Source organism: Caballeronia cordobensis, assembly GCF_001544575.2.
In the GTDB taxonomy this organism is placed as follows: domain Bacteria; phylum Pseudomonadota; class Gammaproteobacteria; order Burkholderiales; family Burkholderiaceae; genus Caballeronia; species Caballeronia cordobensis.
The window spans coordinates 652876-674968 of record NZ_FCNY02000001.1 but is presented as its reverse complement, the minus strand read 5'-3'; the positions used below and the strand labels follow the sequence as shown (position 1 = coordinate 674968).

Here is a 22093-nt window from a genome sequence, read left to right as displayed (position 1 = left end):
GTCAAGCGGTGGGCGTGGGCGTTTCGATGCTGCCGCGCAGCTTCGTCAGAATGCCTTCGAGCGCGTCCAGATTGCCGAAGTCGATCAGCACCTTGCCGCGCCCTCTTCCGCCCAGTTTGATTTTCACGTTCGCCGACAGCAGATCCGACAGTTCTTCTTCCAGCCGGCGCGTATCGCGGCCACCATCGTTCGCCACGCGCGCTTTGGTGGCGGGCGCTTCCTTGGTCGTCGCGGCGACGAGGCGTTCGGTTTCACGCACCGACAGGCGGCGATTCACGACGTGGTTGGCGAGCTGGATTTGCGTCGCGGCATCGACGGCCAGGAGTGCGCGCGCGTGGCCCATGTCGAGATCGCCCGCGAGCAGCATCGTCTGGACGGGCGTCGCGAGGTTCAGGAGGCGCAGCAGGTTCGATACGGCGCTGCGCGAGCGCCCGACGGATTCAGCAGCCTGCTCGTGCGTGAAACTGAATTCGTCGAGCAGGCGCTGGATGCCCTGCGCCTCTTCCAGCGGGTTGAGATCCTCGCGCTGGATATTTTCGATCAGCGCCATCGCGGCGGCTGCCTGATCCGGCACGTTTTTCACGAGCACGGGCACTTCGTCGAGACCGGCCAGGCGCGCGGCGCGGAAACGTCGCTCGCCCGCGATGATTTCGTAGCGATCGTCGCCCACCGAGCGCACCAGGATCGGCTGCATGAGGCCTTGCGCGCGGATGCTCGCTGCGAGCTCCTGAAGCGCGCCTTCGTCCATGCGCGTGCGCGGCTGATACTTGCCGGCCTGCAATTTGTCGAGCGATAGCACCGAAGGCGTACCCTCGCCGCGGACGGCTTCCGTAATATCGACGCTGCCGCCGAGCAATGCGTCCAGACCTCGGCCCAAACCTTTCTTCTTCATTACAGCGCTCATTTCGGTTCCTCCGTCGGCGTTCCTTGCCGCATCGAATAGGTTGGCTTAGCTGACCTCGAGCGCACGCACGCGCTCCATCATCTCAGTGCCGAATTGGATGTAAGCCTGCGCGCCACGCGAAGACTTGTCGAATACGACCCCCGGCAGCCCGTAGCTCGGCGCCTCGGCCAGACGCACATTGCGCGGGATCACCACATCGAACAGCTTGCTGCCGAAATGTTCCTTCAATTGATCGGACACCTGTTGCTGCAAGGTGATGCGCGGATCGAACATCACGCGCAACAGGCCGATGACCTTCAGATCGCGGTTCAGGTTCGCGTGGACCTGCTTGATCGTATTCACGAGATCCGACAGACCTTCAAGCGCGAAGTATTCGCACTGCATCGGAATGATGACGCCGTGCGCCGCGCACAACGCATTGAGCGTCAGCAACGAGAGCGCCGGCGGGCAATCGATCAGCACGAAGTCATAGTCATCGACTACTTCGGCGAGCGCGGTGCGCAGAATGCGCTCGCGATGCTCCATCTGGACCAGTTCGACCTCGGCACCCGCGAGTTCGCGATTGGCCGGCAGCACGTCGTATCCGACCGCCGACGGGCGCGTGCGGGCCTCTGACAATGTGACGCCATCGACAAGCACTTCATAGACGGTGTTCTCGCACGCCGACTTGTCGATGCCGCTGCCCATCGTCGCGTTACCCTGCGGATCCAGGTCGATCAGCAGCACGCGCTGATCGAGCCCCGCAAGGCTGGCCGCGAGATTGACCGCTGTCGTGGTCTTTCCAACGCCGCCCTTCTGATTTGCGACGCAGAAGATTTTTGCCATCGTTTAGTGTCCTTGTTTTCTCGCTGTCAGAAGATCAGCGTGCCTGGAATGTCGGATGGAAACTGTACGGCGGGCCGTCAGTCTGGCGCGACGGCAATTTCAACGAGATGCCGCTCCGCGTCGAGCATCGGCACATTCAGTCGTTCGGTCCCAAGCACCGTCGCACCTGCGGGGAGACGGGCGATTTCGGCATCGGGCTTGACGCCTTTCATCGCCAGAATCCGTCCATCGTTCGCAACCAGATGACGCGAAAGTGTAACGAAATCGGAGAGCTCTGCGAATGCGCGCGACACGATTACATCGAATTTTTCCGGCACTTCGACGCCAGGACGCAGATTCTCGACGCGGCCGGTCACGATCGACAAATTGCTCAGACCTAACTGCACCTTCGCCTGCGATTGAAATGCGGTTTTCTTGTGAACGATATCGTTCAACGTGACACGCAACTCGGGCAGCACGATCGCCAAGACGATGCCGGGCAAGCCGCCTCCCGAGCCGACATCCAGCGCAGTTCGTGGATGGCGGCCCGCGACTATCGGCACGATCGCCAGCGAATCCAGAATGTGCTGGATCACCATCTGATTGGGATCGCGGATCGCCGTCAGGTTATAGACGCCGTTCCATTTGCCAAGCAGCGCGACGTAATCGAGCAGTTTTTGCGTCTGCGCAGATGTCAGCGCCAGTTCGAGCGCGTCGACGCCCTTTTCGAGCGTCGTCGCAAGAGTTGAATTGCGGTCGATCATTGAGCCGTCGTCGTGTTGCCGGTTGCTGACTCATCGGCTGCCGCATTGCGGCCGCGACGCCCCGCGCCTCGCTTCAGATGCACCATCAGCAGCGAGATTGCGGCCGGCGTGATGCCCGAAATGCGCGATGCCTGGCCGACCGTCTCAGGACGGTGCTGGATCAACTTTTGGCGTGCCTCGAAGGACAAGCCGCGAACGTCGTTATAGTCGAGACCCTCGGGCAAGCGCGTGTTTTCCTGCGCGCCGTTTCGCACGATTTCGTCCGCCTGACGATCGATGTAGCCCTGATACTTCACACCAATCTCGATCTGTTCCTTGATCTGTTCCAGCAGCACGGGATCGTCTGCGAGCGGTGCTTCGGGGCCGCACGCGCCTTCACGCAGCGCGCAGACGCCGTCATACGAGATGCAAGGGCGACGGAGCAAATCCGCAAGGCTGTATTCGTGGTCGATTGGCTTGCCCAGCAGCGCAGTTGCTTCTTCGGCGGGCAAGGTCTTCGGATTTACCCACGTAGAACGCAGACGCTGTGTTTCACGTGAAACAGCATCGCGTTTGCGGCTGAAGGCGTCCCAACGCACATCGTCGACCACGCCGAGTTCGCGCCCGATCTCCGTCAGACGCATATCCGCATTGTCTTCACGCAGCGAAAGACGATATTCGGCGCGACTCGTGAACATGCGATACGGCTCGGACACGCCCCGCGTGACGAGATCGTCCACGAGCACGCCCAGATAGGCCTGATCGCGACGCGGCGACCATGCCTCCTTCCCTTGAACCTGCAAGCCCGCATTGATGCCCGCCAGAAGGCCCTGCGCAGCCGCTTCTTCGTAGCCCGTCGTGCCGTTAATCTGACCGGCGAAGAACAGGCCGTTGATCGCCTTCGTCTCCAGCGACGCCTTCAAAGCGCGCGGGTCGAAATAGTCATACTCGATTGCGTATCCGGGACGAAGAATGTGCGCGTGTTCCAGACCGTTCATCGATCGGACAAGCTCAAGCTGCACGTCGAACGGAAGGCTCGTCGAGATGCCGTTCGGATAGAACTCATTCGTCGTCAGCCCTTCCGGTTCCAGGAAGATCTGATGCGCATCTTTCGACGCAAAACGATGAATCTTGTCCTCGATCGACGGGCAGTAGCGCGGCCCAACGCCCTCGATCACGCCTGTGTACATCGGCGAGCGGTCCAAACCAGAGCGGATGATGTCGTGCGTCCGCGCATTCGTATGCGTGACCCAGCACGGCATCTGACGCGGATGCTGCTCTACCCGACCCAAGAAGGAGAACACCGGCACCGGATCGAGGTCGCCCGGCTGCTCTTCGAGCTTCGAGAAATCGATCGTGCGGCCGTCGATTCGTGGTGGCGTGCCCGTTTTGAGGCGGCCTTGAGGCAGCTTCAACTCCTTCAGCCGCGCGGAAAGCGACACGGCAGCGGGATCGCCCGCTCGTCCGCCGACGTAATTATTCAGGCCGACGTGAATCTTGCCGTCCAGGAAAGTACCCGCCGTCAGCACGACAGCCCGCGACCGGAAGCGCAGGCCGACTTGTGTCACGGCTCCGACGACGCGGTCGCCCTCGACCATCAGGTCATCGACGGCCTGCTGGAAGAGCCACAAATTGGGCTGATTTTCGAGCCGATAACGGATCGCTTGCTTATAGAGCAGCCGATCCGCCTGTGCGCGCGTCGCCCGCACCGCAGGGCCCTTCGACGAATTCAGGATACGGAACTGGATGCCGGATTCATCGGTAGCCGCGGCCATGGCACCGCCGAGCGCATCGACCTCTTTAACCAGATGACCTTTTCCGATTCCGCCGATGGACGGATTGCAGCTCATTTGGCCCAGCGTCTCGATGTTGTGGGTCAAAAGCAGCGTTTTGCAGCCCATGCGCGCGGAGGCAAGCGCGGCCTCAGTGCCTGCGTGACCGCCACCAACGACGATCACATCAAATTCTGTGGGATAAAGCATTGGAGATTTCGTGTGCGAACGACACGAACCTGAAGAGAGAATAGCTTTGAATTATAACGGTTTCTTCCTAGCCCCGAATTCGACCGATCGACTAAGGACGAAAAAAATGGCGTGTTTCACGTGAAACACGCCATTTTGAGGGGACGTCTAGAGCGTTTTATGCGACCTTTTTCGTCAGACCAAGATAGGTTTCGATCACTTGAGGGTTGTGCTGGAGCGCATCTGCGTTGCCCTCCAGAGCGAATTCCCCCGTTTCCAGCACATAGCCGTAGTCGGAGATCTGCAAAGCAGCGCGCGCGTTCTGCTCGATCAGCAATGTCGCGACACCTGTCTGACGGAGCGCGCTGATGATATGGAAGATCTCCTTCACGATCAGCGGCGCGAGGCCCAAGCTCGGCTCGTCCAGCATGAGCAATTGCGGCTTGCCCATCAACGCGCGACCCACTGCGAGCATTTGACGCTCGCCACCGGAGAGCGTGCCCGCCGCCTGTTTGCGTCGCTCCTTCAGGCGGGGGAACAGTTCGAAGACGTGATCCAGTTGATCCAGGAAATTACGGTCGCCCGCCTTCTTCCGTCGATAAGCGCCAAGTACGAGGTTATCCTCCACTGCCATCGTCGAAAATAGCTCGCGCTTTTCAGGGACGAGGCACATTCCGCGTGACACCCGGCGTTCGATCGGCAGCGCGGACACATCCTCGCCGAGATAGCGAACGAGGCCCTTCGCGTGGCCGATTTGCGGCAACGCGCCCATGATCGCATTGAGCAGTGTCGACTTGCCTGCGCCGTTCGGCCCGATCACCGAGACGATCTGCCCCGCGCCGACCGTAAGTTTGCCGTCGTGCAATGCTTCGACCTTGCCGTAACGCACCGACAGCCCTTGCACCTCCAGGATTGCGTCCTGCACCGCGTTCGTTTCTTTCGCCATCATTCCACCCCGCCCAGATACGCTTCGAGAACCGCCGGATCTTTCTGAACGTCCTTCGGCAGACCCTCCGCGATCTTCGTGCCGAACTCCATCACAACGAGTCGATCCGTCAGATTCATGACGAAGTCCATGTCATGTTCGACCAGCAAAATACTCATCCCTTCGGCGCGAAGTTTCCGCAGTAGGTCGGCGAGTTGCACCTTCTCCTGATAGCGCAAGCCGGCGGCCGGTTCATCGAGCAGAAGGAGCGTCGGATCGCAGCACAGGGCACGCGCGATCTCCATAATGCGTTGCTGGCCGAGCGCGAGACTGCCCGCCTCGCTATAGATATGCTTCTCCAGACCGACGCGTGCGATCTGTTTCGCCGCCTCGGACATGAGACGCGCTTCCTCCGGCGCATTCAAACGGGCGATGCTGCGCCACACCCCCGTGCTCCCACGCAAATGCGCACCGATCGCGACGTTCTCCAGCACGGTCATGCCCGGAAGCATCTTGACGTGCTGAAACGTCCGTCCGATGCCGCGCTTCACGATCTCGCGCGACGTCAGCTTCTCGATGCGTTCGCCGTGGAAACTGATTTCCCCGCTCGTCGCCTGAAGCACGCCGGTTACGAGGTTGAACGTCGTGGACTTGCCCGCGCCGTTCGGCCCGATCAGGCCAATGATCTCCCCCGCCTTCACTTCGAAGCTCACATCATTCACCGCGACGAGTCCGCCGAACTGCTTGCGCGCCTTTTCGACGACGAGCAAGCGCTCGCCTGCCGCCGGTTTGCTGCGCTGCGGCAGCGCGTCGCCATGATCCGGCACGTGAGCACGCGGCCCACGCGGGAAAATACGGGCGACGAACGGCCAGACGCCCTGCCGCGCATATTGCAGCAGCAGCACCATCACGACGCCGAAAACGATGATCTCAAAATTACCGTTCGCGCCAATCAGCTTCGGCAGCAGCGTCTGCAGATAATCCTGCAGAACGGTGAGGATAGTCGCGCCGAGAATCGCACCCCAGACATGCGATACCCCGCCGACCACGGCCATGAACAGGAACTCGATGCCATGATTCAACCCGAACGGCGTCGGGTTCACCGCGCGCTGCAAATGCGCGTACAGGAAGCCCGAAATGGCCGCGAGAACCGCCGCGTAGATGAAAATGACCACGCGCATCCAGGCGGTATTAACGCCCATCGCTTCGGCCATCGTGCCGCCGCCGCGCAGTGCGCGAATCGCTCGTCCGGGCCGACTATTAAGCAGGTTCTGAACAGACACCACCGCGAGCAGCACCACGACCCAGATCAGGTAATAGATGCTGCGGCCCGATTCCAGCTCCCAGCCGAACAGATTGAGCACGGGAATGCCGTTGATCCCGTCGTACTTGCCGAGCAGTTCCATATTGCCGAACAGATAGAACAGCGACAGCCCCCACGCGATCGTCCCGAGCGGCAAAAAGTGTCCCGACAGACGCATCGTGATGAGTCCGAGCAGCAGCGCGATGAACGCCGTCAGCACGACGCCCGCAATCAGCGCGAGCCACGGCGAGACGCCATAGCGCGTCGTCAGGAAGGCCGTCGCATAAGCGCCCACGCCGACGAACGCAGCCTGCCCGAAGCTCGTCATGCCGCCGATGCCCGTGAGCAGCACGAGCCCTATCGCAACGATGGAATACAGGCCGATGTAGTTGAGCAGCGTGATCCAGTACTCGGGCACGGCGACCGGCCCCGGCAGCACAGGAAGCGCGAAAACGATCAGCAGGAAGATCCAGAAAGAACGGAATTTCATCGGCTTACTCCTCGTCCTCATCCGAATGCGGGCTCGCGAGACTTCGCCACAGCAAGACCGGAATGATCAGGGTGAAGACGATCACCTCCTTGTATGCACTCGCCCAGAACGACGAATACGATTCGAGCAGACCCACCAGCAGCGACCCCGCCGCCGCGAGCGGATAGCTCACCAGACCGCCGACGATCGCGCCCACGAAGCCCTTCAGGCCGATCAGAAAGCCCGAGTCGTAGTAGATGGTCGTGATCGGCGCCACGAGCACGCCGCAGAGCGCGCCGAGCCCCGCAGCAAGCGTGAACGCGAGGCGTCCCGCCTGCGTCGTGCCGATGCCCACGAGCCGCGCGCCCAGCCGGTTCACCGAGGTCGCGCGCAACGCCTTGCCGGAGATGGAGCGATCGAAATAGAAGTACAGCGCGACGATCAGCACGACAGCCGTGCCGACGACCCACAAGCTCTGTCCCGAGATCGACACATCGCCGAGATTGAACGTGGCGTCGGAGAAGGCGGTCGTGCGCGAGCCTTCCGCGCCGAACATCACGAGCCCGAGGCCGACCATCGCGAAGTGCACCGCCACCGCGACGATCAGCAGCAGCAGCGTGCTCGCCTCCGCGATCGGCTCATAGGCGAGCCGGTAGACGAACGGTCCCATCGGCACGACGATCAGGAGCGTCAGCGCGATCTGCGCGATCATCGGCAAGGGCTGCGCGAACGCCGCCTGCGTGATGCCCCACACAGCGACGGGAAACAGCAGATATTTGCCCGCCAGCACTGGCAGCGAGCGCACGCTCGCCCGACCACGCACGACGCCGAACGTCTCGGCGACGAAGCAGCCCACTCCCATCGCGATGAGCAGATAACAGGTCGCGGGCAGCTTCTGCGTTTGCAGCGCGGCCAGCGTGAGCGCGCCGTACGCGACGAACTCGCCCTGCGGAATGAAAATGACGCGTGTCACGGAGAACACGAGCACCAGAGCGAGCGCGAGCAAGGCGTAGATCGCGCCCGTGGTGATCCCGTCCTGCGCGAGGATCGCCGCAATCGATAAGTCCATACTTCCTCTTCGGAGCTTCGGTGAAACATGGGCAAACGGCGCGCCGTTGCCGGTGCGCCGTCTGTCTTGAAAATAAGCGAAATGCGTCTTGCGAAGATCAGTCGTTCAGCAGCTTCCACTTGCCGTCGACGATCTGCACCATCACGCGGGCGCGATCGTCGAAGCCGTTGTGATCGGTCGGCGTCGTGTTCATGATGCCGTGCGACACCGGCAGATCCTTCAGGTTTTCCAGCGCGGCGCGCAGCGCCTCGCGGAATTCCGGCGTACCCGGCTGCCCTTTCTTGAGCGCTTCGGGAATCGCGCGCTGAAGCATCTGGCCCGCGTCCCAGGCATGGCCGCCGAACGTCGACAGCGAGCCCGCGCCATACGCCTTCTCATACGCGTCCTTGTAGGCCGCCGACGACTTCTTCACCGGATTGCTCGCCGGCAATTGCTCGGTCACGAGCACCGGACCCGCGGGCAGAATCTCGCCCTCGCAATCCTTGCCGCACACGCGCAGGAAGTCGTTGTTGGCGACGCCGTGCGTCTGATACACCTTGCCCTTGTAGCCGCGCTCTTTCAGCGCCTTGGCCGGCAGCGCGGACGGCGTGCCCGCGCCCGCGATCAGCACCGCGTCGGGGTTCGCGCCCATCGTCTTCAGTACCTGGCCCGTGACGGACGTGTCCGTGCGGTTAAAGCGCTCGTTCGTGAGGATCTTCAGCTTGTGCGCTGCCGCCGCCGTGTTGAACACGTTGTACCAGCCGTCGCCGTAGGCATCCGCGAAGCCGATGAAACCCACCGTCTTCACGCCGTGCTTCTCCATGTAGCTTGCGATCGCGTCGGCCATCAGCGCGTCGTTCTGCGGCGTCTTGAAGACCCAGGCCTTCTTCGCGTCCATCGGCGAGATGATGGCGGCCGATGCGGCCATCGAGATCATCGGCGTCTTGCCCGCGGCGGCCGGATCGATCATCGCGAGCGAGTTGGGCGTGACGGTCGAGCCGACGATCGCATCGACCTTGTCTTCGTCGATCAGCTTGCGCGTGTTCTGCACGGCGCGGCTCGTGTCCGAACCGTCATCGAGCACGATCCATTCGACCGACTTCCCGCCGATTTCCTTCGGCAACAGCGCGACGGTATTTTTCTCGGGAATCCCGAGCGATGCGGCCGGTCCCGTCGCCGAAAGCGTCACGCCGATCTTCACTTGCGCGAACGCCGCGCCTGCGAACATGCTGCCCGCGACGGCGAGCGCGATGCCGGTCCTCATCCATGCCTTCTTCGTGTTCATTGCTTGTCTCCAAACGCGACTTGCTTGTTATGCCAACACGCACCCGTGCGGTGCGCTGCTGCGAGCTGTTATCGATGCGAGCCTTCGGGTGAGAATCGAAGGCCGCCCCAATCTATGTACCGCGTCACTGCGTGCCAAGGGTGGATTTCCCTGACTGTTGCGCGGCTGCATGCGTGGCTTCGCGCCCTCTTCTTTCGCCGCCCTTCTTTCACTGCGAAGCACAGAAAAAAAGGCGCGTTATCTTGCAACGCGCCTTTGGCTTCCGAATCGGTTCACATACGGTTGCCGTCAGTTGCCCGAGAGCTTCCACTTGCCGCCGACGATCTCCACCATCACGCGCGCGCGCTGGTCGAGTCCTGCGTGATCGCCCGCGCTCATGTTGAAGATGCCGTGCGACGCGGGCAGATTCTTCGTCTCTTCGATCGCCGCGCGCAACGCTTCGCGGAATGCGGGCGTGCCGGGCTGGCCCTTCTTCAGCGCGAGGGGAATCGCGCGCTGGAGGATGAGGCCCGCGTCCCACGCGTGACCGCCGAACGTGGAGACCGAACCCGCGCCATACGCGCCCTCGTACGCCTTCTTGTACGTGAGCGCGGCCTGCTTCACGGGGTTGCTGTCGGGCAACTGCTCCGCGACCAGAAGCGGCCCGGCGGGCAGGAACGTGCCTTCGCAATCCTTGCCGCACACGCGCAGAAAATCGTTATTGGCGACGCCGTGCGTCTGATAGATCTTGCCCTTGTAGCCGCGCTCCTTGAGCGTCTTCTGCGGCAGCGCCGCCGGCGTGCCCGCGCCCGCGATCAGCACCGCATCCGCGTTCTGCGACATCATCTTGAGCACCTGGCCCGTGACCGATGCGTCGTTGCGCGCAAAGCGCTCGTTCGCGACGACCTTCAGCTTCGCAAGATCGGCCGCTTTCGAGAATTCCTTGAACCAGCTCTCGCCGTAGGCGTCGGAAAAGCCGATGAACGCGACCGTCTTCACGCCGTGATTCGACATGTGCTGCGCGATCGCGGTAGCCATGAGAATGTCGTTCTGCGGCGTCTTGAAGACCCACGCGCGCTTGCTATCCATCGGTTCGACAATGCTCGCGGCCGCGGCCATCGAGAGCATCGGCGTGTGCGTTTCGGCGGCGATGTCGATCATCGCGAGCGAGTTCGGCACGACGGTCGAGCCGACGAGCGCATCGACGTGATCTTCGCTCGTCAGCTTGCGCGCGTTTTTCACGGCTTGCGTGGAATCGGTGGCGTCGTCGAGGACGATGTATTCCACCTTCTGCCCCGCGATTTCCTTCGGCAGCAATGCGACCGTGTTCTTTTCCGGAATGCCGAGCGACGCCGCCGGACCCGTTGCCGAGACCGTTACGCCGATTTTCACTTGCGCCATGACCTGATTGCTGAATGCCGCCGAGAAACTGACACACAGACCCGCGACGGCCATTGCGACCGTCTTACCGCGTAAAGCCAACTTCATTGATTTGCGCCCCGTAAATCGTGTTCTTGCTTGATGGACCGCTTGCGAAAATGCCTGTGATTCACGCCTGATCCGCACTCGAAACGAATCGCCGACCAATGGGTCGGGAAATGCAGTTTAGCGGACTGACGCACCGGGCAGCAAGCATTTTGAAGGGTTTCAGGCGTGCTTCGGCGTTGTGTTTTCGCTGCTTCGGCGACGCGCCCGCCCCAATCCCGATTACCTCGGGAAAACCCCGCTTAAAATGCGCCGCGGGATTATTCGTATTATCGGCGGGCAAATAAAAAAGCGCTGTTGGACTCATCCAACAGCGCTTTTCGGTCGGGCACTTTGTGCCTCATGTCTCCTCGTTCTCCACCTCAAAAAATCTGGGTGCAACAGAACTAGGACGCATATTAAAGAATGCAATACTGCGCGACAACCTAGCATTTACCCTAGTGGTGCACAAAAGCACCTCAACGGGGCGTATTTCTTGCAATACGGCGCGCATCTCGCAATTTTGCCCGATTAACCGGATTCATTCGGATTTCAAAACAAAATCGCTTCAGCCTTGCAACGGCCGGACCCGCGCGACGATTTCCCCGACAATCCCGCGCCTGAACGCCAGCACGCACGCGATGAAAATCACGCCCGTCACGATCGTGACCGACTCGCCGAGCGAGTTGAACCACGAAACGCCCGTCAGCCGCGCGATGCCCGTGCCGATGTCGCCGAGCCGGTCTTCCAGCGCGACGATGATCGCCGCGCCGAGCAACGGCCCGAACATCGTGCTCATGCCGCCGACGAGCGTCATCAGCACGACGAGGCCGGACATCGTCCAGTAGGCGTCGCCGAGCGTTTCGAAGCCGAGCACGACCGTCTTCAGCGAGCCCGCGAATCCCGCGAGACCCGCCGACAGCACGAACGCCAGCAGCTTGTAGCGCGCGGTGTCGTAACCGAGCGAAATCGCGCGCGGCTCGTTCTCCTTGATCGCAATGAGCACCTGCCCGAACGGCGAATGCACGATGCGCACGATCAGCGCGAACGCGAGCAGCATCACAACCAGCACGACGTAATACAGCGTGATGTCGCTGCCGAGATCGATGGCGCTGAAGAGCCTGCCGCGCGGCACCCCTTGCAGGCCGTCTTCGCCGTGTGTGAAAGGCGCCTGCAGGAACACGAAGTACACCATCTGCGCGAGCGCCAGCGTGACCATCGCGAAGTAGATGCCCTGGCGCCGGATCGCGAGCAGGCCGGCTACGAGCCCGAGCAGCGTCGCCGCCGCCGTTCCCGCGATCACGCCGAGCTCCGGCGTGAAGTTGAGCGTCTGAATCGCATATCCGGTGACGTAGCCCGCCGTCGCAAGGAACATCGCGTGGCCGAACGACAGCAGTCCCGTATAGCCGATCAGCAGATTGAAGGCCGCCGCGAAGAGCGCGAAGCACAGCACCTTCATCATGAACACGGGATACACGCCGACGAACGGCGCCACGATCAGGCCAATCAGCAACAGGCCGTAGAGCGCTTTTCTCTGCATCATTTTTCCTTGCCGAAGAGTCCTGCCGGGCGAATCATCAACACGATCGCCATGATGACGAAGACGACCGTCGCGGACGCTTCCGGATAGAACACGCGCGTAAAGCCCTCGATCACGCCGAGCAGCAGGCCCGTCAGGATCGAACCCATGATCGAGCCCATGCCGCCGATCACGACGACCGCGAACACGGTGATGATCATCGACTGGCCCATCAGCGGCGAAACCTGAATGACGGGCGCGGCCAGCACGCCCGCGAACGCCGCGAGCGCGACGCCGAAGCCGTAGGTGAGCGTGATCATCATCGGCACGTTGACGCCGAAGGCCTCGACGAGCTTCGGATTCTCCGTGCCCGCGCGTAGATAGGCGCCGATGCGCGTCTTCTCGATCACGAACCAGGTCGCGAAGCACACCGCGAGCGACGCCACGACCACCCACGCGCGATAATTCGGCAGGAACATGAAGCCGACATTGGTCGCGCCCTGAAGCAGCGAGGGCACGTCGTAAGGCTGCCCCGACGATCCGTAGATGGAGCGGAACACGCCTTCGATCACGAGCGTGAGGCCGAACGTGAGCAAAAGACCGTAAAGGTGATCGAGCTTGTAGAGCCAGCGCAGCATCGAGCGCTCGACGATCACGCCGAAGATGCCGACGATCACCGGCGCCAGCACGAGCATCAGCCAGTACGGGATATTGAAGTACGAGTAGCCCATCCACGCGAGCATCGCGCCCAGCATGAAGAGCGCGCCGTGCGCGAAGTTGATGACGTTGAGCAAGCCGAAGATCACCGCGAGCCCGAGGCTCAGGATCGCGTAGAACGAGCCGTTCACCAGCCCGAGAAGCAGCTGGCTCATCATTGCGGCGAGCGGGATGCCGAAGATTTCCATTGAACCTGCCGTCAGAAACGTGTTGACGCGGGTGCAACGGCAGACGGCCTTTCCGGCCGCCTGCGTTGCGAACGCGCTAGATCACTGCCGAATGCTTACTTCCAGAGCTTGCAGCGCGACTCCGCCTTCGTGCCGAACGCCTGATCGCCCGGAATCGTCGCGGTGATCTTGTAGTAGTCCCACGGCTCCTTCGATTCCGACGGCTTCTTCACTTCCATCAGGTACATGTCGTGAATCATCGCGCCGTCTTCGCGGATATAACCCTTCGCGTAGAAGTCGTCGATCTTCGTCTTGTGAAGCTGCGCCATGACCTTGTCGCTGTCCGTCGTGCCGGCGGCCTTCACTGCGTTCAGATACGTCGTCACGGCCGAGTAATCCGCGGCTTGCAGGCTCGACGGCATCTTCTTCATCTTGCCGAAGTAGCGCTGCGCCCACTTGCGCGTGTTCTCGTCCTTGTTCCAGTACCAGCTATCCGTCGCGACGAGGCCTTGCGTCGTCTCGAGCCCGAGGCTGTGGATATCGTTGATGAAGATGAGCAGCGCGGCGATCTTCATCGACTTGGTGATGCCGAATTCCTTCGCGGCCTTGATCGAGTTGATGGTGTCGCCGCCCGCGTTCGCAAGGCCGAGCACCTGCGCCTTCGATCCCTGCGCCTGCAACAGGAACGACGAGAAGTCCGAAGCCGACAGCGGATGCCGCACTTCGCCGAGCACCTGGCCGCCGTTCGCCTTCACGACGTCAGCCGTGTTCTTTTCGAGCGCCTTGCCGAACGCGTAGTCCGCCGTCAGGAAGTACCACGTCTTGCCGCCCTGCTTGGTCACCGCGGAACCGGTGCCTTTGGCGAGCGCCATCGTGTCGTAGGCGTAGTGGACGGTGTAGGGCGAGCATTGCTCGTTGGTCAGGTTGTCCGCGCCCGCGCCGATGTTGATGTACGGCGTCTTCTTCTCCGCCGCGACTTGCGCGGTGGACAGCGCCGTGGCCGAATTCGTGCCGCCGATGATGACGTTCACGCCATCGCGGTCGATCCATTCACGCGCGCGCGACGCCGCGATATCGGCCTTGTTCTGGTGGTCCGCGTAGACGAGCTCGATGGGCTTGCCGTTCACCTTGCCGCCGAAATCCGCGATCGCCATGCGGATCGCTTCGAGTCCGCCCGGCCCGTCGATGTCGGCATACAGGCCCGACAAGTCGGTGACGTAGCCGATCTTCACGCTGTTGCCGTCGGCAGCGGAAGCGCTCGTGCTCATCACCGCCACACTCGCCGCCGCAGCCGCAAAGCAAAGAGTAGAGAGGCGCGCGAGGGTCTTCTTTTTCATTCCAGTCTCCATGAGTTTTGATTTGTTGCGGTGTTACTGGTGTTGCCCTTCCCAACCTGCCAGACCTGCATGCTGCGCGTGGCTCAGACGCCGAGCAGCTCGTGCAGCACCGGCATCTTCGCTTCGAGTTCCCCCGCGCCGAAATGCTCGACGATGTTTCCGTGCTCCATCACGTAGAAGCGGTCCGCGAGCGGCGCCGCGAAACGAAAATTCTGTTCGACCATGACGATGGTGTAGCCGCGCGATTTCAGCATCAGGATCATGCGCGCGAGTGTCTGCACGATGACCGGCGCGAGGCCTTCCGATATTTCATCGAGCAGCAGCAGGTTCGCGCCCGTGCGCAGAATGCGCGCGACGGCCAGCATCTGCTGCTCGCCGCCCGAAAGACGCGTGCCCTGGCTTGCGCGGCGCTCTTTCAGATTCGGGAACATCGAGTAGATTTCGTCGAGCGACATCGCGTCTTTCTGCTTGCCGATGAGCGGCGGCAGCAGCAGGTTTTCCTCGCACGACAGGCTCGAAAAAATGCCGCGCTCCTCCGGGCAATAACCGACTCCGTGATGCGCGATCTTGTGCGTGGCGAGGCCGATGGTTTCGTGTCCCGCGACGCGAATCGATCCCGTGCGCCGCCCGGTCAGGCCCATGATGGCGCGCAGCGTCGTCGTGCGGCCGGCGCCGTTGCGGCCGAGCAGCGTGACCACTTCGCCGCGGTTCACCTTGAGGTCCACGCCGTGCAGGATGTGCGATTCCCCGTACCACGCCTGCAGGCTCGAAATTTCCAGCGCGGGCGCATTGTTCGCCCCGCCGTTCGCGTTGAGCGAGCGGCGTTCCTCCGCGATCGTACTCATGCATGCGCTCCGGTGAGCGCCGCATCGGCGCTGCCCATGTAGGCTTCCATCACGAGCGGATTCTTCGACACTTCCGCGTAGCTGCCTTCGGCGAGCACCTCGCCGCGCTGAAGCACGGTGATGGTGTCGGAAATGCCCGCGATCACGTTCATGTTGTGCTCGACCATCAGAATGGTCCGTCCCGCCGACACTTTCTTGATGAGCGCCGTCACGCGATCGACGTCTTCGTGGCCCATGCCTTGCGTGGGTTCGTCGAGCAGCATGAGCTCGGGTTCCATCGACAAGGTGGTCGCGATTTCCAGTGCGCGCTTGCGGCCATAGGAAAGTTCGACCGTTTTGGTGTCGGCGAAATCGGTTAGACCGACTTGCGTGAGCAGGTCCATCGCGCGGTCGTTGAGCGCGTCGAGCGAGCGCTCGCTGCGCCAGAAGTGAAACGATGTCCCCAGTTGACGCTGCAAGCCGATGCGCACGTTTTGCAGCACGGTCAGATGCGGAAATACCGCCGAAATCTGAAACGAGCGGATAATGCCGCGCCGCGCGATGTGCGCCGGACGCTCGCGCGTGATATCCGTGCCGTTGAAAACGATCTGACCCGCCGTGGGTTCGAGAAACTTCGTGAGCAGGTTGAAGCAAGTGGTCTTGCCCGCGCCGTTCGGTCCGATCAGTGCATGGATCGAACCGCGGCGAACGCGCAGGTTCACGCCATTCACGGCCGTGAAGCCTTTGAATTCCTTGGTGAGCCCTCGCGTTTCCAGAATGGTGTCGCCGAGAATCATGTCCCCTTCCATGCGAAGTGAAGCGCTAGGCCAACGGTGTTCGCCTGCGCTTTAATTTTTCTTTCCGCGCGCACCCGAACGTTGTCTCCATCCCGGTACTGCTTCGCTTCGATCATCGCTATCGCATCCGCACAAAGTCTGCGCGAGATAAGCCGAGCATCGCGTGTTCCGGGGCCATTGTCGCGCCATTGATGCAGCGCAATCATTGGGATTTGCACTAACTAACGAATTGCTTGGATTCGAAACGCATGCACGCAATAAGGGCATGAAGTGCATATTCGCGGCGCATATAAGCAATGCGTGAAACGACATCGTGCGATGTCGTCCCAACGTATGACGCGTCATGCGGATGTCATGCAAGCGCGGTCGCGATCACTTCCTGCGCTTCGATGCCGCGCCGGTCCTCGCGAATCATGTCGCTCGCGCGCTCGGCGATCATCAGCGTCGGTGAGTTCGTGTTGCCCGACGTGATGGTCGGCATGACCGATGCATCGACCACGCGCAGGCCGCGCACGCCGATCACGCGCAAGCGGCTATCGACGACCGCGCCCGGATCGTTGTCCGTGCCCATGCGGCACGTTCCGACCGGATGGAAGATCGTCGTGCCGACCTGGCCCGCCGCTTCGACGAGCTCCTCCTGCGTCTGAAACGCGATGCCTGGAAGAATCTCCTCCGGCGAGTATTGAGCCAGCGCCGATGCGGATACGATGCGCCGCGTGAGACGCAGCGAGTTGGCCGCGACTTCGCGGTCGCGATCGGTCGATAAATAATTCGGCGCGATCAGCGGTGCGGCATGCGCATCCGGCGATTCGATATGCACGCTGCCGCGCGATGTCGGCCGCAGATTGCACACCGACGCCGTGAACGCGTTGAACGCATGCAGCGGCTCGCCGAAGCGTTCGAGCGATAAGGGCTGCACGTGATATTCGACGTCGGGCCGCTTGATCGACGCATCGTCGGGATTGGACTTCGCGAACGCGCCGAGTTGCGATGGCGCCATCGACATCGGGCCGCTTCGCATCAGCGCGTATTGCATGCCGATCCATAACTTGCCCCACCAGTGCGCGGACAACGTGTTGAGCGTGCGCACGCCGTTCACCTTGTAGGCCATGCGCAATTGCAAGTGGTCCTGCAGATTTTCGCCGACACCGCGCAGACTCTTCACGACATCGATGCCGAGCCGCTGCAAGCGCGCGCCGTTGCCGATGCCCGACAGTTCCAGGATCTGCGGCGAGTTCACCGCGCCTGCGCTCAGAATCACTTCGCATCGTGCGCGCGCGATGTAATCGACATCGCCGCCGCGATACTCCACGCCGACGCAACGCGCCCCTTCGAACACGAGCCGTTGCGTGTGCGCGCCGGTGATGGTCGTGAGATTCGGGCGCTTCATGGCTTCGCGCAGAAAGGCTTTCGCCGCGTTCCAGCGAATGCCGCCGCGCTGGTTCACTTCGAAATAACCGACGCCGGTGTTGTCGCCGCGATTGAAGTCATCGGTGGCGGGGATACCGCTTTGCTGCGCGGCTTGCGCGAAGGTTTCGAGAATCTTCCACTTGAGGCGCTGCTTTTCGACGCGCCATTCGCCGCCCGCGCCGTGCCATTGATTGCCGCCGTCGTGATGATCTTCGCTGCGCATGAAGACGGGCAGCACCGAATCCCACGACCAGTTCGGATCGCCGCTGATGTGCGCCCAGTCGTCGTAGTCTTCGCGCTGGCCGCGCATGTAGATCATGCCGTTGATCGACGAGCATCCGCCGAGCACGCGGCCGCGGGGATAGGACAGCTTGCGCCCGTTGAGGCCCGGTTCCGCCTGCGTTTTGTAGAGCCAGTCCGTGCGTGGATTGCCGATGCAATACAGATAGCCGACGGGGATGTGGATCCAATGGTAGTCGTCCTTGCCGCCCGCTTCGAGCAGCAGCACGTTGACGTCTGGATCTGCGGTGAGGCGATTCGCAAGGACGCAGCCGGCCGTGCCAGCGCCGACGATGATGTAGTCGAATTCGCCTTCGAGTTTGCGGGCGGTTTGTTTCATTTGGCTTTTGTCTCCTTTCTCTTTCGATGCTTTTTTTGTGGTGTTTCCTGTGATCGTGTCGGTCTATTAGCACTGCCCCTGTGCGGGGCGGCACCTACTTTCTTTGCTCGGGACCAGAGTAAGCGCTAAAGCGCCAACTCTGGTCGACGCAAAGAAAGTAGGCAAAGAAAGCAGCTTTCCCCATCCAAAGTGCTTCACGCCGGCCGCGGCACAGGCGATTGGCCTAATGGCCCGGCAATAGCGAGTGCTCTCGTAGGTCTCTCCGGGCGTGGATCGCGCACGGTCTGTCTCTTCAGTCGTTCAAAGTCTCTGGTTCGGCTTCGGTTCGTTCCGCCCCTGCGCTTCGCGCGGGCGATGGGTCACTTGCAGGGTACTTGCGTGTGGGCTCGCGATCCAATCAGATATGTTCAATTGCGATATAAGACGCGCTAATATCAGGCGATGGACTACATTCTCCTGCGCGCCTTTCTCACCGTCGCTCGCGAAGGCAATCTCACGCGCGCGGCCGCGCGTCTGCATCTCACGCAGCCGGCGGTCAGTCTGCAAATCAAGAATCTGCAGGAGATGCTCGGCGTCGTGCTGTTTTCGCGCACGTCGCACGGTCTTTTGCTGACGCGCGATGGCGAAGCGCTGCTGCCGCATGCCGAACGCGCGCTCGCCGCCGCCGCGGATGTGCAGCGCGCCGCTGCTGCGTTGCGTCACGAAGTCAGCGGAACGCTTCGTATCGGGACGATTCTCGATCCCGAATTTCTGCGGCTCGGGGGTTTCCTGCGGCAACTGGTGGAGACGCATCCGCGCATCGAGACGTCGCTGCGGCATGGCATGTCCGGTTGGGTGCTGGAGCGCGTGAAGTCGCGCGAACTCGACGTCGGGTATTACATCGGCGATCCGGCCATCGACGGTACGCGCGACGCCGACCGGTTTCACGCCGTCAGGCTCACACCATTTGTTTATCGCGTGCTCGCGCCAGCCGGATGGCACAACCGGGTGAACAAGGGCAAGCGCAGCTGGGCGGCGCTCGCCAAGCTGCCGTGGATCTGGACGCCGCCCGAATCGGCGCACAACCGCCTGCTGTCGCGCATTTTCCGTGAAGCGGGCGCGATGCCCGTGATCGTCGCGGAAGTGGATCAGGAGCCGTCGATGCTCGATCTCGTCAAATCGGGCGTGGGACTCTCGCTCGTGCGCGATTCGATCGCGCTGGGCGAGGCGCATGCGCACGCGCTGACGATCGTCGAAGGCGTCACCGTGCCGACGCAGCTTTCGTTCGTCACGCTGGCGGAGCGTCGCGAGGAACCGGCGATCGCGGCGGCGCTGCGGCTGATCGACGCGCAATGGGCGGTTTGACAAGACATCTCGGTGCAAATCCCGAGGCGGCGGAAAGGGGCATTCAAGCGCCCTTCATCGATTGTTTGCTAGGCTGGATCCCCTGCTCATTCATTCAACCGGGTCAGAGGGAGTCTTCATGGCACGCAACATCGAAATCAAGGCGCGCGCGCATCAGTTCGAGAAATTGAGGGAACGGGCCGCCGCGCTCGCCCCCGACGCGCCGCTGGTGTTCCGCCAGCAGGACTTCTTCTACGACGTGCCCACCGGACGCCTCAAGCTGCGCCAGTTCGACGACGGCACGCCCTCGGAACTGATCTTCTATCAGCGCGACGACCGCGACGGCCCGAAGGTGTCGTATTACTCGCGCAGCCCGGTCACGAATCCCGAAGCCATGCACGCGCTGCTCGCGCAGGCGCTCACGACGCGCGGCATCGTCTCGAAGGAGCGGCACGTGTATCTCGTCGGGCGCACGCGCATTCATCTGGATCGCGTCGATGGCCTCGGCGATTTCGTCGAACTTGAAGTCGTGCTCGGCCAGGACGACGACGAAGCCGGCGGCGAGCAGGAAGCGCACGCCATGTTTGCGCGCTTAGGCGTAGGCGAAGCGGATCTGGTGCCGCTCGCGTATGTGGATCTGCTGAATCCGGATCAGGAAGCGTCGCTGGCGAGATGAGAAAGCGGCAGCGGGCCGTTGCGCTTGAATGTCGTGAGCACGATGTTCGAGCGCACGCTATCCACACCCGGCACGCGCATCAGCTTCTTCATGACAAAGCCTGAAAGCGCGTTCAGGTCCGGCGCGACGATGCGCAACAGATAATCCGCGTCGCCCACGGTCGCGTGGCATTCGAGCACTTCGGGCAGCGTCTCGATCTGCTGCTGAAACTGCTCGATGATCGAATCGCCGTGATGCTTCAGCTTCAGGCTCGTGAACGCCGTCACGCCGAGGCCGAGCTTCTCCGGCCGCAAGACCACCCGATACCCTTCGATCACACCCGTCGCCTCCAGCCGCTGCAGACGCCGCCCGATCTGCGACGGCGAGAGCGGCACCTGCTCGCCTAGCTGCTGATGCGTGGCGCGCCCGAAGCGCTGAAGCACGTCGAGCAGGGCAAGGTCGAAATGATCGAGTTCGAGCATGAGGCGGACACGCACTAGAGCCGGGACGAATGCGACTTTATCGCATCGACGCGCGCACGCTCACAAACCCCACGCGCAAAAGGGACGTTCCGCGCGCATTTAACGAATTCCTTACGGCAGCCAACAAGGTAACGTCCGTGTTACCAATCATGACAGCATCGAAAGCCGAAATTGGCGTGATTTCGCCGAAAACCGAAAGAATGAAGGCATTCGAACAGGCTGCAGAAAGCTTGCTTGTAAGCTATCTTTCAGTCACGAATGCCGTTCTTGAAACGCTCGTAAGCTTCCCAGGCGGCGCGCGCTTCGTCGTCCAGGTGCTCGGGCGGCACGCCGGACTGACGCTGTACAATCAGCAGCGCATAGGGCCTGGACAACGCGCTCGCCTCCTTGCAGAGGCTGAGTTCGTCGCCGCTAGACGGGGACCGGCCGCGCCAGAAATTGATCGCGGCTTCGAGTTCGTTGATCGGGATGAAAGCCATGTCCGCGCAGAATTACATTCGGTGTATGGCCGCGCGCGGCTTTCGGAATCAGGCGCGCACCGCCGCATGAAATGTGAGATTTGAACCGGCTCGAAGCCCGCGCCGAAACGTCGTGCATGCCTTTGCGCATGGACCGACCGCCCCGCCCGCTAGAGCTCAACCCATTGTACTTGAGCGACTCCATGCGAATCCTTCTGATCGAAGACGACCGCCCCATCGCGCGCGGCATTCAAAGCAGCCTCGAACAATCCGGCTTCACGGTCGACATGGTGCACGACGGCATTTTCGCCGAGCAGGCGCTCGCGCAGAATCGCCATGAGCTCGTGATCCTCGATCTCGGCCTGCCCGGCATCGACGGCATGACGCTGCTCTCGCGCTTTCGCCAGAGCAACCGTCATACGCCGGTGATCATCCTCACCGCGCGCGACGAACTGCACGACCGCGTGCAGGGCCTCAACAGCGGCGCCGACGACTACATGCTGAAGCCCTTCGAGCCGCAGGAGCTCGAAGCGCGTATCCGCGCCGTGATGCGGCGCAGCGGTCCGCATGGCGACGTGCCGCGTCCGGAAGTGTCGCTGGGCGGCCTGCGCCTGTCGGGCGTCGATCGCCGCATCTTCAACGACGAACGCCCGCTCGAACTCTCGCCGCGCGAATTCGCGGTGCTCGAAATGCTGCTGCTGCGCCACGGCCGCGTCGTGAGCAAGGCGCAGTTGCAGGATCATCTGACGCACTTCGGCGGCGATCTCGGCGATACGGCCATCGAAGTGTATGTGCATCGCGTGCGCAAGAAGCTCGAAAACACGCGCGTCGAGATCGTGACGGTTCGTGGCTTCGGCTATCTGCTTCAGGAGATCCGGCAAGCGGCGTAACGCTTCTGCC

Annotated in this window: 20 protein-coding genes; 3 read left to right on the top strand and 17 right to left on the bottom strand. The window is 62.0% G+C overall.

Annotated elements, in window-relative coordinates; genetic code table 11:
- Position 1: 1 nt before the first annotated feature.
- The 15 genes from AWB70_RS03165 to AWB70_RS03090 all read right to left on the bottom strand — a co-directional run bounded on the left by AWB70_RS03165 (position 2) and on the right by AWB70_RS03090 (position 18275).
- Positions 2-904: a ParB/RepB/Spo0J family partition protein gene (locus tag AWB70_RS03165; RefSeq protein WP_053567184.1), complete on the bottom strand. Its 903-nt coding sequence runs from the start codon at positions 902-904 to the stop codon at positions 2-4.
- Between the two features lie 45 nt (positions 905-949).
- The gene (locus tag AWB70_RS03160; protein ID WP_014192684.1) at positions 950-1729 is read right to left on the bottom strand and encodes a ParA family protein; all 780 of its coding nucleotides are present in this window, start codon (positions 1727-1729) and stop codon (positions 950-952) included.
- 77 nt (positions 1730-1806) lie between these two features.
- On the bottom strand, positions 1807-2472 hold the full coding sequence (rsmG, locus tag AWB70_RS03155; protein ID WP_053567185.1) for a 16S rRNA (guanine(527)-N(7))-methyltransferase RsmG: 666 nt from the start codon (positions 2470-2472) through the stop codon (positions 1807-1809).
- Positions 2469-4433: a tRNA uridine-5-carboxymethylaminomethyl(34) synthesis enzyme MnmG gene (gene mnmG / locus AWB70_RS03150; RefSeq protein WP_053567186.1), complete on the bottom strand. Its 1965-nt coding sequence runs from the start codon at positions 4431-4433 to the stop codon at positions 2469-2471. The genes rsmG and mnmG overlap by 4 nt, the downstream gene beginning before the upstream one ends.
- Before the next feature lie 157 nt (positions 4434-4590).
- Positions 4591-5358 (bottom strand): ABC transporter ATP-binding protein, encoded by a 768-nt coding sequence (locus AWB70_RS03145; RefSeq protein WP_053567187.1) that lies wholly within the window; start codon positions 5356-5358, stop codon positions 4591-4593.
- Complete coding sequence (locus AWB70_RS03140; RefSeq protein ID WP_053567188.1) at positions 5358-7130, bottom strand: branched-chain amino acid ABC transporter ATP-binding protein/permease; 1773 nt, start codon at positions 7128-7130, stop codon at positions 5358-5360. The genes AWB70_RS03145 and AWB70_RS03140 overlap by 1 nt, the downstream gene beginning before the upstream one ends.
- A gap of 4 nt (positions 7131-7134) precedes the next feature.
- Complete coding sequence (locus tag AWB70_RS03135) at positions 7135-8178, bottom strand: branched-chain amino acid ABC transporter permease (protein ID WP_014192689.1); 1044 nt, start codon at positions 8176-8178, stop codon at positions 7135-7137.
- Positions 8179-8275: 97 nt separating this feature from the next.
- Complete coding sequence (locus AWB70_RS03130; protein WP_053567189.1) at positions 8276-9442, bottom strand: ABC transporter substrate-binding protein; 1167 nt, start codon at positions 9440-9442, stop codon at positions 8276-8278.
- A gap of 288 nt (positions 9443-9730) precedes the next feature.
- Positions 9731-10909 (bottom strand): ABC transporter substrate-binding protein, encoded by a 1179-nt coding sequence (locus AWB70_RS03125; RefSeq protein WP_053567190.1) that lies wholly within the window; start codon positions 10907-10909, stop codon positions 9731-9733.
- A 544-nt stretch (positions 10910-11453) separates the two neighbouring features.
- Complete coding sequence (locus AWB70_RS03120) at positions 11454-12425, bottom strand: branched-chain amino acid ABC transporter permease (protein ID WP_053567191.1); 972 nt, start codon at positions 12423-12425, stop codon at positions 11454-11456.
- Complete coding sequence (locus tag AWB70_RS03115) at positions 12425-13309, bottom strand: branched-chain amino acid ABC transporter permease (RefSeq protein WP_014192693.1); 885 nt, start codon at positions 13307-13309, stop codon at positions 12425-12427. The genes AWB70_RS03120 and AWB70_RS03115 overlap by 1 nt, the downstream gene beginning before the upstream one ends.
- Before the next feature lie 95 nt (positions 13310-13404).
- Positions 13405-14625: an ABC transporter substrate-binding protein gene (locus AWB70_RS03110; RefSeq protein ID WP_053567192.1), complete on the bottom strand. Its 1221-nt coding sequence runs from the start codon at positions 14623-14625 to the stop codon at positions 13405-13407.
- Positions 14626-14708: 83 nt separating this feature from the next.
- Positions 14709-15470 carry an ABC transporter ATP-binding protein gene (locus tag AWB70_RS03105; RefSeq protein WP_053567193.1) on the bottom strand — a complete coding sequence of 254 codons (762 nt, stop codon included), beginning with the start codon at positions 15468-15470 and terminating at the stop codon, positions 14709-14711.
- Positions 15467-16246: an ABC transporter ATP-binding protein gene (locus tag AWB70_RS03100; RefSeq protein WP_008352429.1), complete on the bottom strand. Its 780-nt coding sequence runs from the start codon at positions 16244-16246 to the stop codon at positions 15467-15469. Before AWB70_RS03100 ends, AWB70_RS03105 begins: the two co-directional genes overlap by 4 nt.
- Before the next feature lie 352 nt (positions 16247-16598).
- A complete protein-coding gene (locus AWB70_RS03090) occupies positions 16599-18275 on the bottom strand; it encodes a GMC family oxidoreductase (protein ID WP_045451527.1) in 1677 nt (558 codons plus the stop codon).
- 441 nt (positions 18276-18716) lie between these two features.
- Between AWB70_RS03090 and AWB70_RS03085 the strand changes: the two genes are divergently transcribed.
- Both AWB70_RS03085 and AWB70_RS03080 read left to right on the top strand, forming a co-directional pair.
- Positions 18717-19619, top strand: coding sequence for a LysR family transcriptional regulator (locus AWB70_RS03085; RefSeq protein WP_053567194.1), 903 nt, complete (start codon positions 18717-18719; stop codon positions 19617-19619).
- A gap of 118 nt (positions 19620-19737) precedes the next feature.
- Complete coding sequence (locus tag AWB70_RS03080) at positions 19738-20274, top strand: class IV adenylate cyclase (RefSeq protein ID WP_053567195.1); 537 nt, start codon at positions 19738-19740, stop codon at positions 20272-20274.
- Here the strand turns inward: AWB70_RS03080 and AWB70_RS03075 are convergent.
- Together AWB70_RS03075 and AWB70_RS03070 are read right to left on the bottom strand one after the other, a co-directional pair.
- Complete coding sequence (locus AWB70_RS03075) at positions 20250-20735, bottom strand: Lrp/AsnC family transcriptional regulator (protein ID WP_041730842.1); 486 nt, start codon at positions 20733-20735, stop codon at positions 20250-20252. The two genes, AWB70_RS03080 and AWB70_RS03075, sit on opposite strands and share 25 nt — an antisense overlap.
- Positions 20736-20983: 248 nt before the next feature.
- On the bottom strand, positions 20984-21214 hold the full coding sequence (locus AWB70_RS03070; RefSeq protein WP_014192701.1) for a DUF3717 domain-containing protein: 231 nt from the start codon (positions 21212-21214) through the stop codon (positions 20984-20986).
- A 182-nt stretch (positions 21215-21396) separates the two neighbouring features.
- On the opposite strand from AWB70_RS03070, the gene AWB70_RS03065 reads away from it, so the two are divergent.
- Positions 21397-22083 (top strand): response regulator transcription factor, encoded by a 687-nt coding sequence (locus AWB70_RS03065; RefSeq protein WP_014192702.1) that lies wholly within the window; start codon positions 21397-21399, stop codon positions 22081-22083.
- The last annotated feature ends 10 nt before the right edge of the window (positions 22084-22093 follow it).

What these genes read in the sequence shown, in the direction of transcription:
- AWB70_RS03165 (WP_053567184.1), bottom strand. Translation starts at nt 904, where the DNA reads ATGAGCGCTGTAATGAAGAAGAAAGGTTTGGGCCGAGGTCTGGACGCA.
- AWB70_RS03160 (WP_014192684.1), bottom strand. Translation starts at nt 1,729, where the DNA reads ATGGCAAAAATCTTCTGCGTCGCAAATCAGAAGGGCGGCGTTGGAAAG.
- rsmG (WP_053567185.1), bottom strand. Translation starts at nt 2,472, where the DNA reads ATGATCGACCGCAATTCAACTCTTGCGACGACGCTCGAAAAGGGCGTC.
- mnmG (WP_053567186.1), bottom strand. Translation starts at nt 4,433, where the DNA reads ATGCTTTATCCCACAGAATTTGATGTGATCGTCGTTGGTGGCGGTCAC.
- AWB70_RS03145 (WP_053567187.1), bottom strand. Translation starts at nt 5,358, where the DNA reads ATGGCGAAAGAAACGAACGCGGTGCAGGACGCAATCCTGGAGGTGCAA.
- AWB70_RS03140 (WP_053567188.1), bottom strand. Translation starts at nt 7,130, where the DNA reads ATGAAATTCCGTTCTTTCTGGATCTTCCTGCTGATCGTTTTCGCGCTT.
- AWB70_RS03135 (WP_014192689.1), bottom strand. Translation starts at nt 8,178, where the DNA reads ATGGACTTATCGATTGCGGCGATCCTCGCGCAGGACGGGATCACCACG.
- AWB70_RS03130 (WP_053567189.1), bottom strand. Translation starts at nt 9,442, where the DNA reads ATGAACACGAAGAAGGCATGGATGAGGACCGGCATCGCGCTCGCCGTC.
- AWB70_RS03125 (WP_053567190.1), bottom strand. Translation starts at nt 10,909, where the DNA reads ATGAAGTTGGCTTTACGCGGTAAGACGGTCGCAATGGCCGTCGCGGGT.
- AWB70_RS03120 (WP_053567191.1), bottom strand. Translation starts at nt 12,425, where the DNA reads ATGCAGAGAAAAGCGCTCTACGGCCTGTTGCTGATTGGCCTGATCGTG.
- AWB70_RS03115 (WP_014192693.1), bottom strand. Translation starts at nt 13,309, where the DNA reads ATGGAAATCTTCGGCATCCCGCTCGCCGCAATGATGAGCCAGCTGCTT.
- AWB70_RS03110 (WP_053567192.1), bottom strand. Translation starts at nt 14,625, where the DNA reads ATGAAAAAGAAGACCCTCGCGCGCCTCTCTACTCTTTGCTTTGCGGCT.
- AWB70_RS03105 (WP_053567193.1), bottom strand. Translation starts at nt 15,470, where the DNA reads ATGAGTACGATCGCGGAGGAACGCCGCTCGCTCAACGCGAACGGCGGG.
- AWB70_RS03100 (WP_008352429.1), bottom strand. Translation starts at nt 16,246, where the DNA reads ATGATTCTCGGCGACACCATTCTGGAAACGCGAGGGCTCACCAAGGAA.
- AWB70_RS03090 (WP_045451527.1), bottom strand. Translation starts at nt 18,275, where the DNA reads ATGAAACAAACCGCCCGCAAACTCGAAGGCGAATTCGACTACATCATC.
- AWB70_RS03085 (WP_053567194.1), top strand. Translation starts at nt 18,717, where the DNA reads ATGGACTACATTCTCCTGCGCGCCTTTCTCACCGTCGCTCGCGAAGGC.
- AWB70_RS03080 (WP_053567195.1), top strand. Translation starts at nt 19,738, where the DNA reads ATGGCACGCAACATCGAAATCAAGGCGCGCGCGCATCAGTTCGAGAAA.
- AWB70_RS03075 (WP_041730842.1), bottom strand. Translation starts at nt 20,735, where the DNA reads ATGCTCGAACTCGATCATTTCGACCTTGCCCTGCTCGACGTGCTTCAG.
- AWB70_RS03070 (WP_014192701.1), bottom strand. Translation starts at nt 21,214, where the DNA reads ATGGCTTTCATCCCGATCAACGAACTCGAAGCCGCGATCAATTTCTGG.
- AWB70_RS03065 (WP_014192702.1), top strand. Translation starts at nt 21,397, where the DNA reads ATGCGAATCCTTCTGATCGAAGACGACCGCCCCATCGCGCGCGGCATT.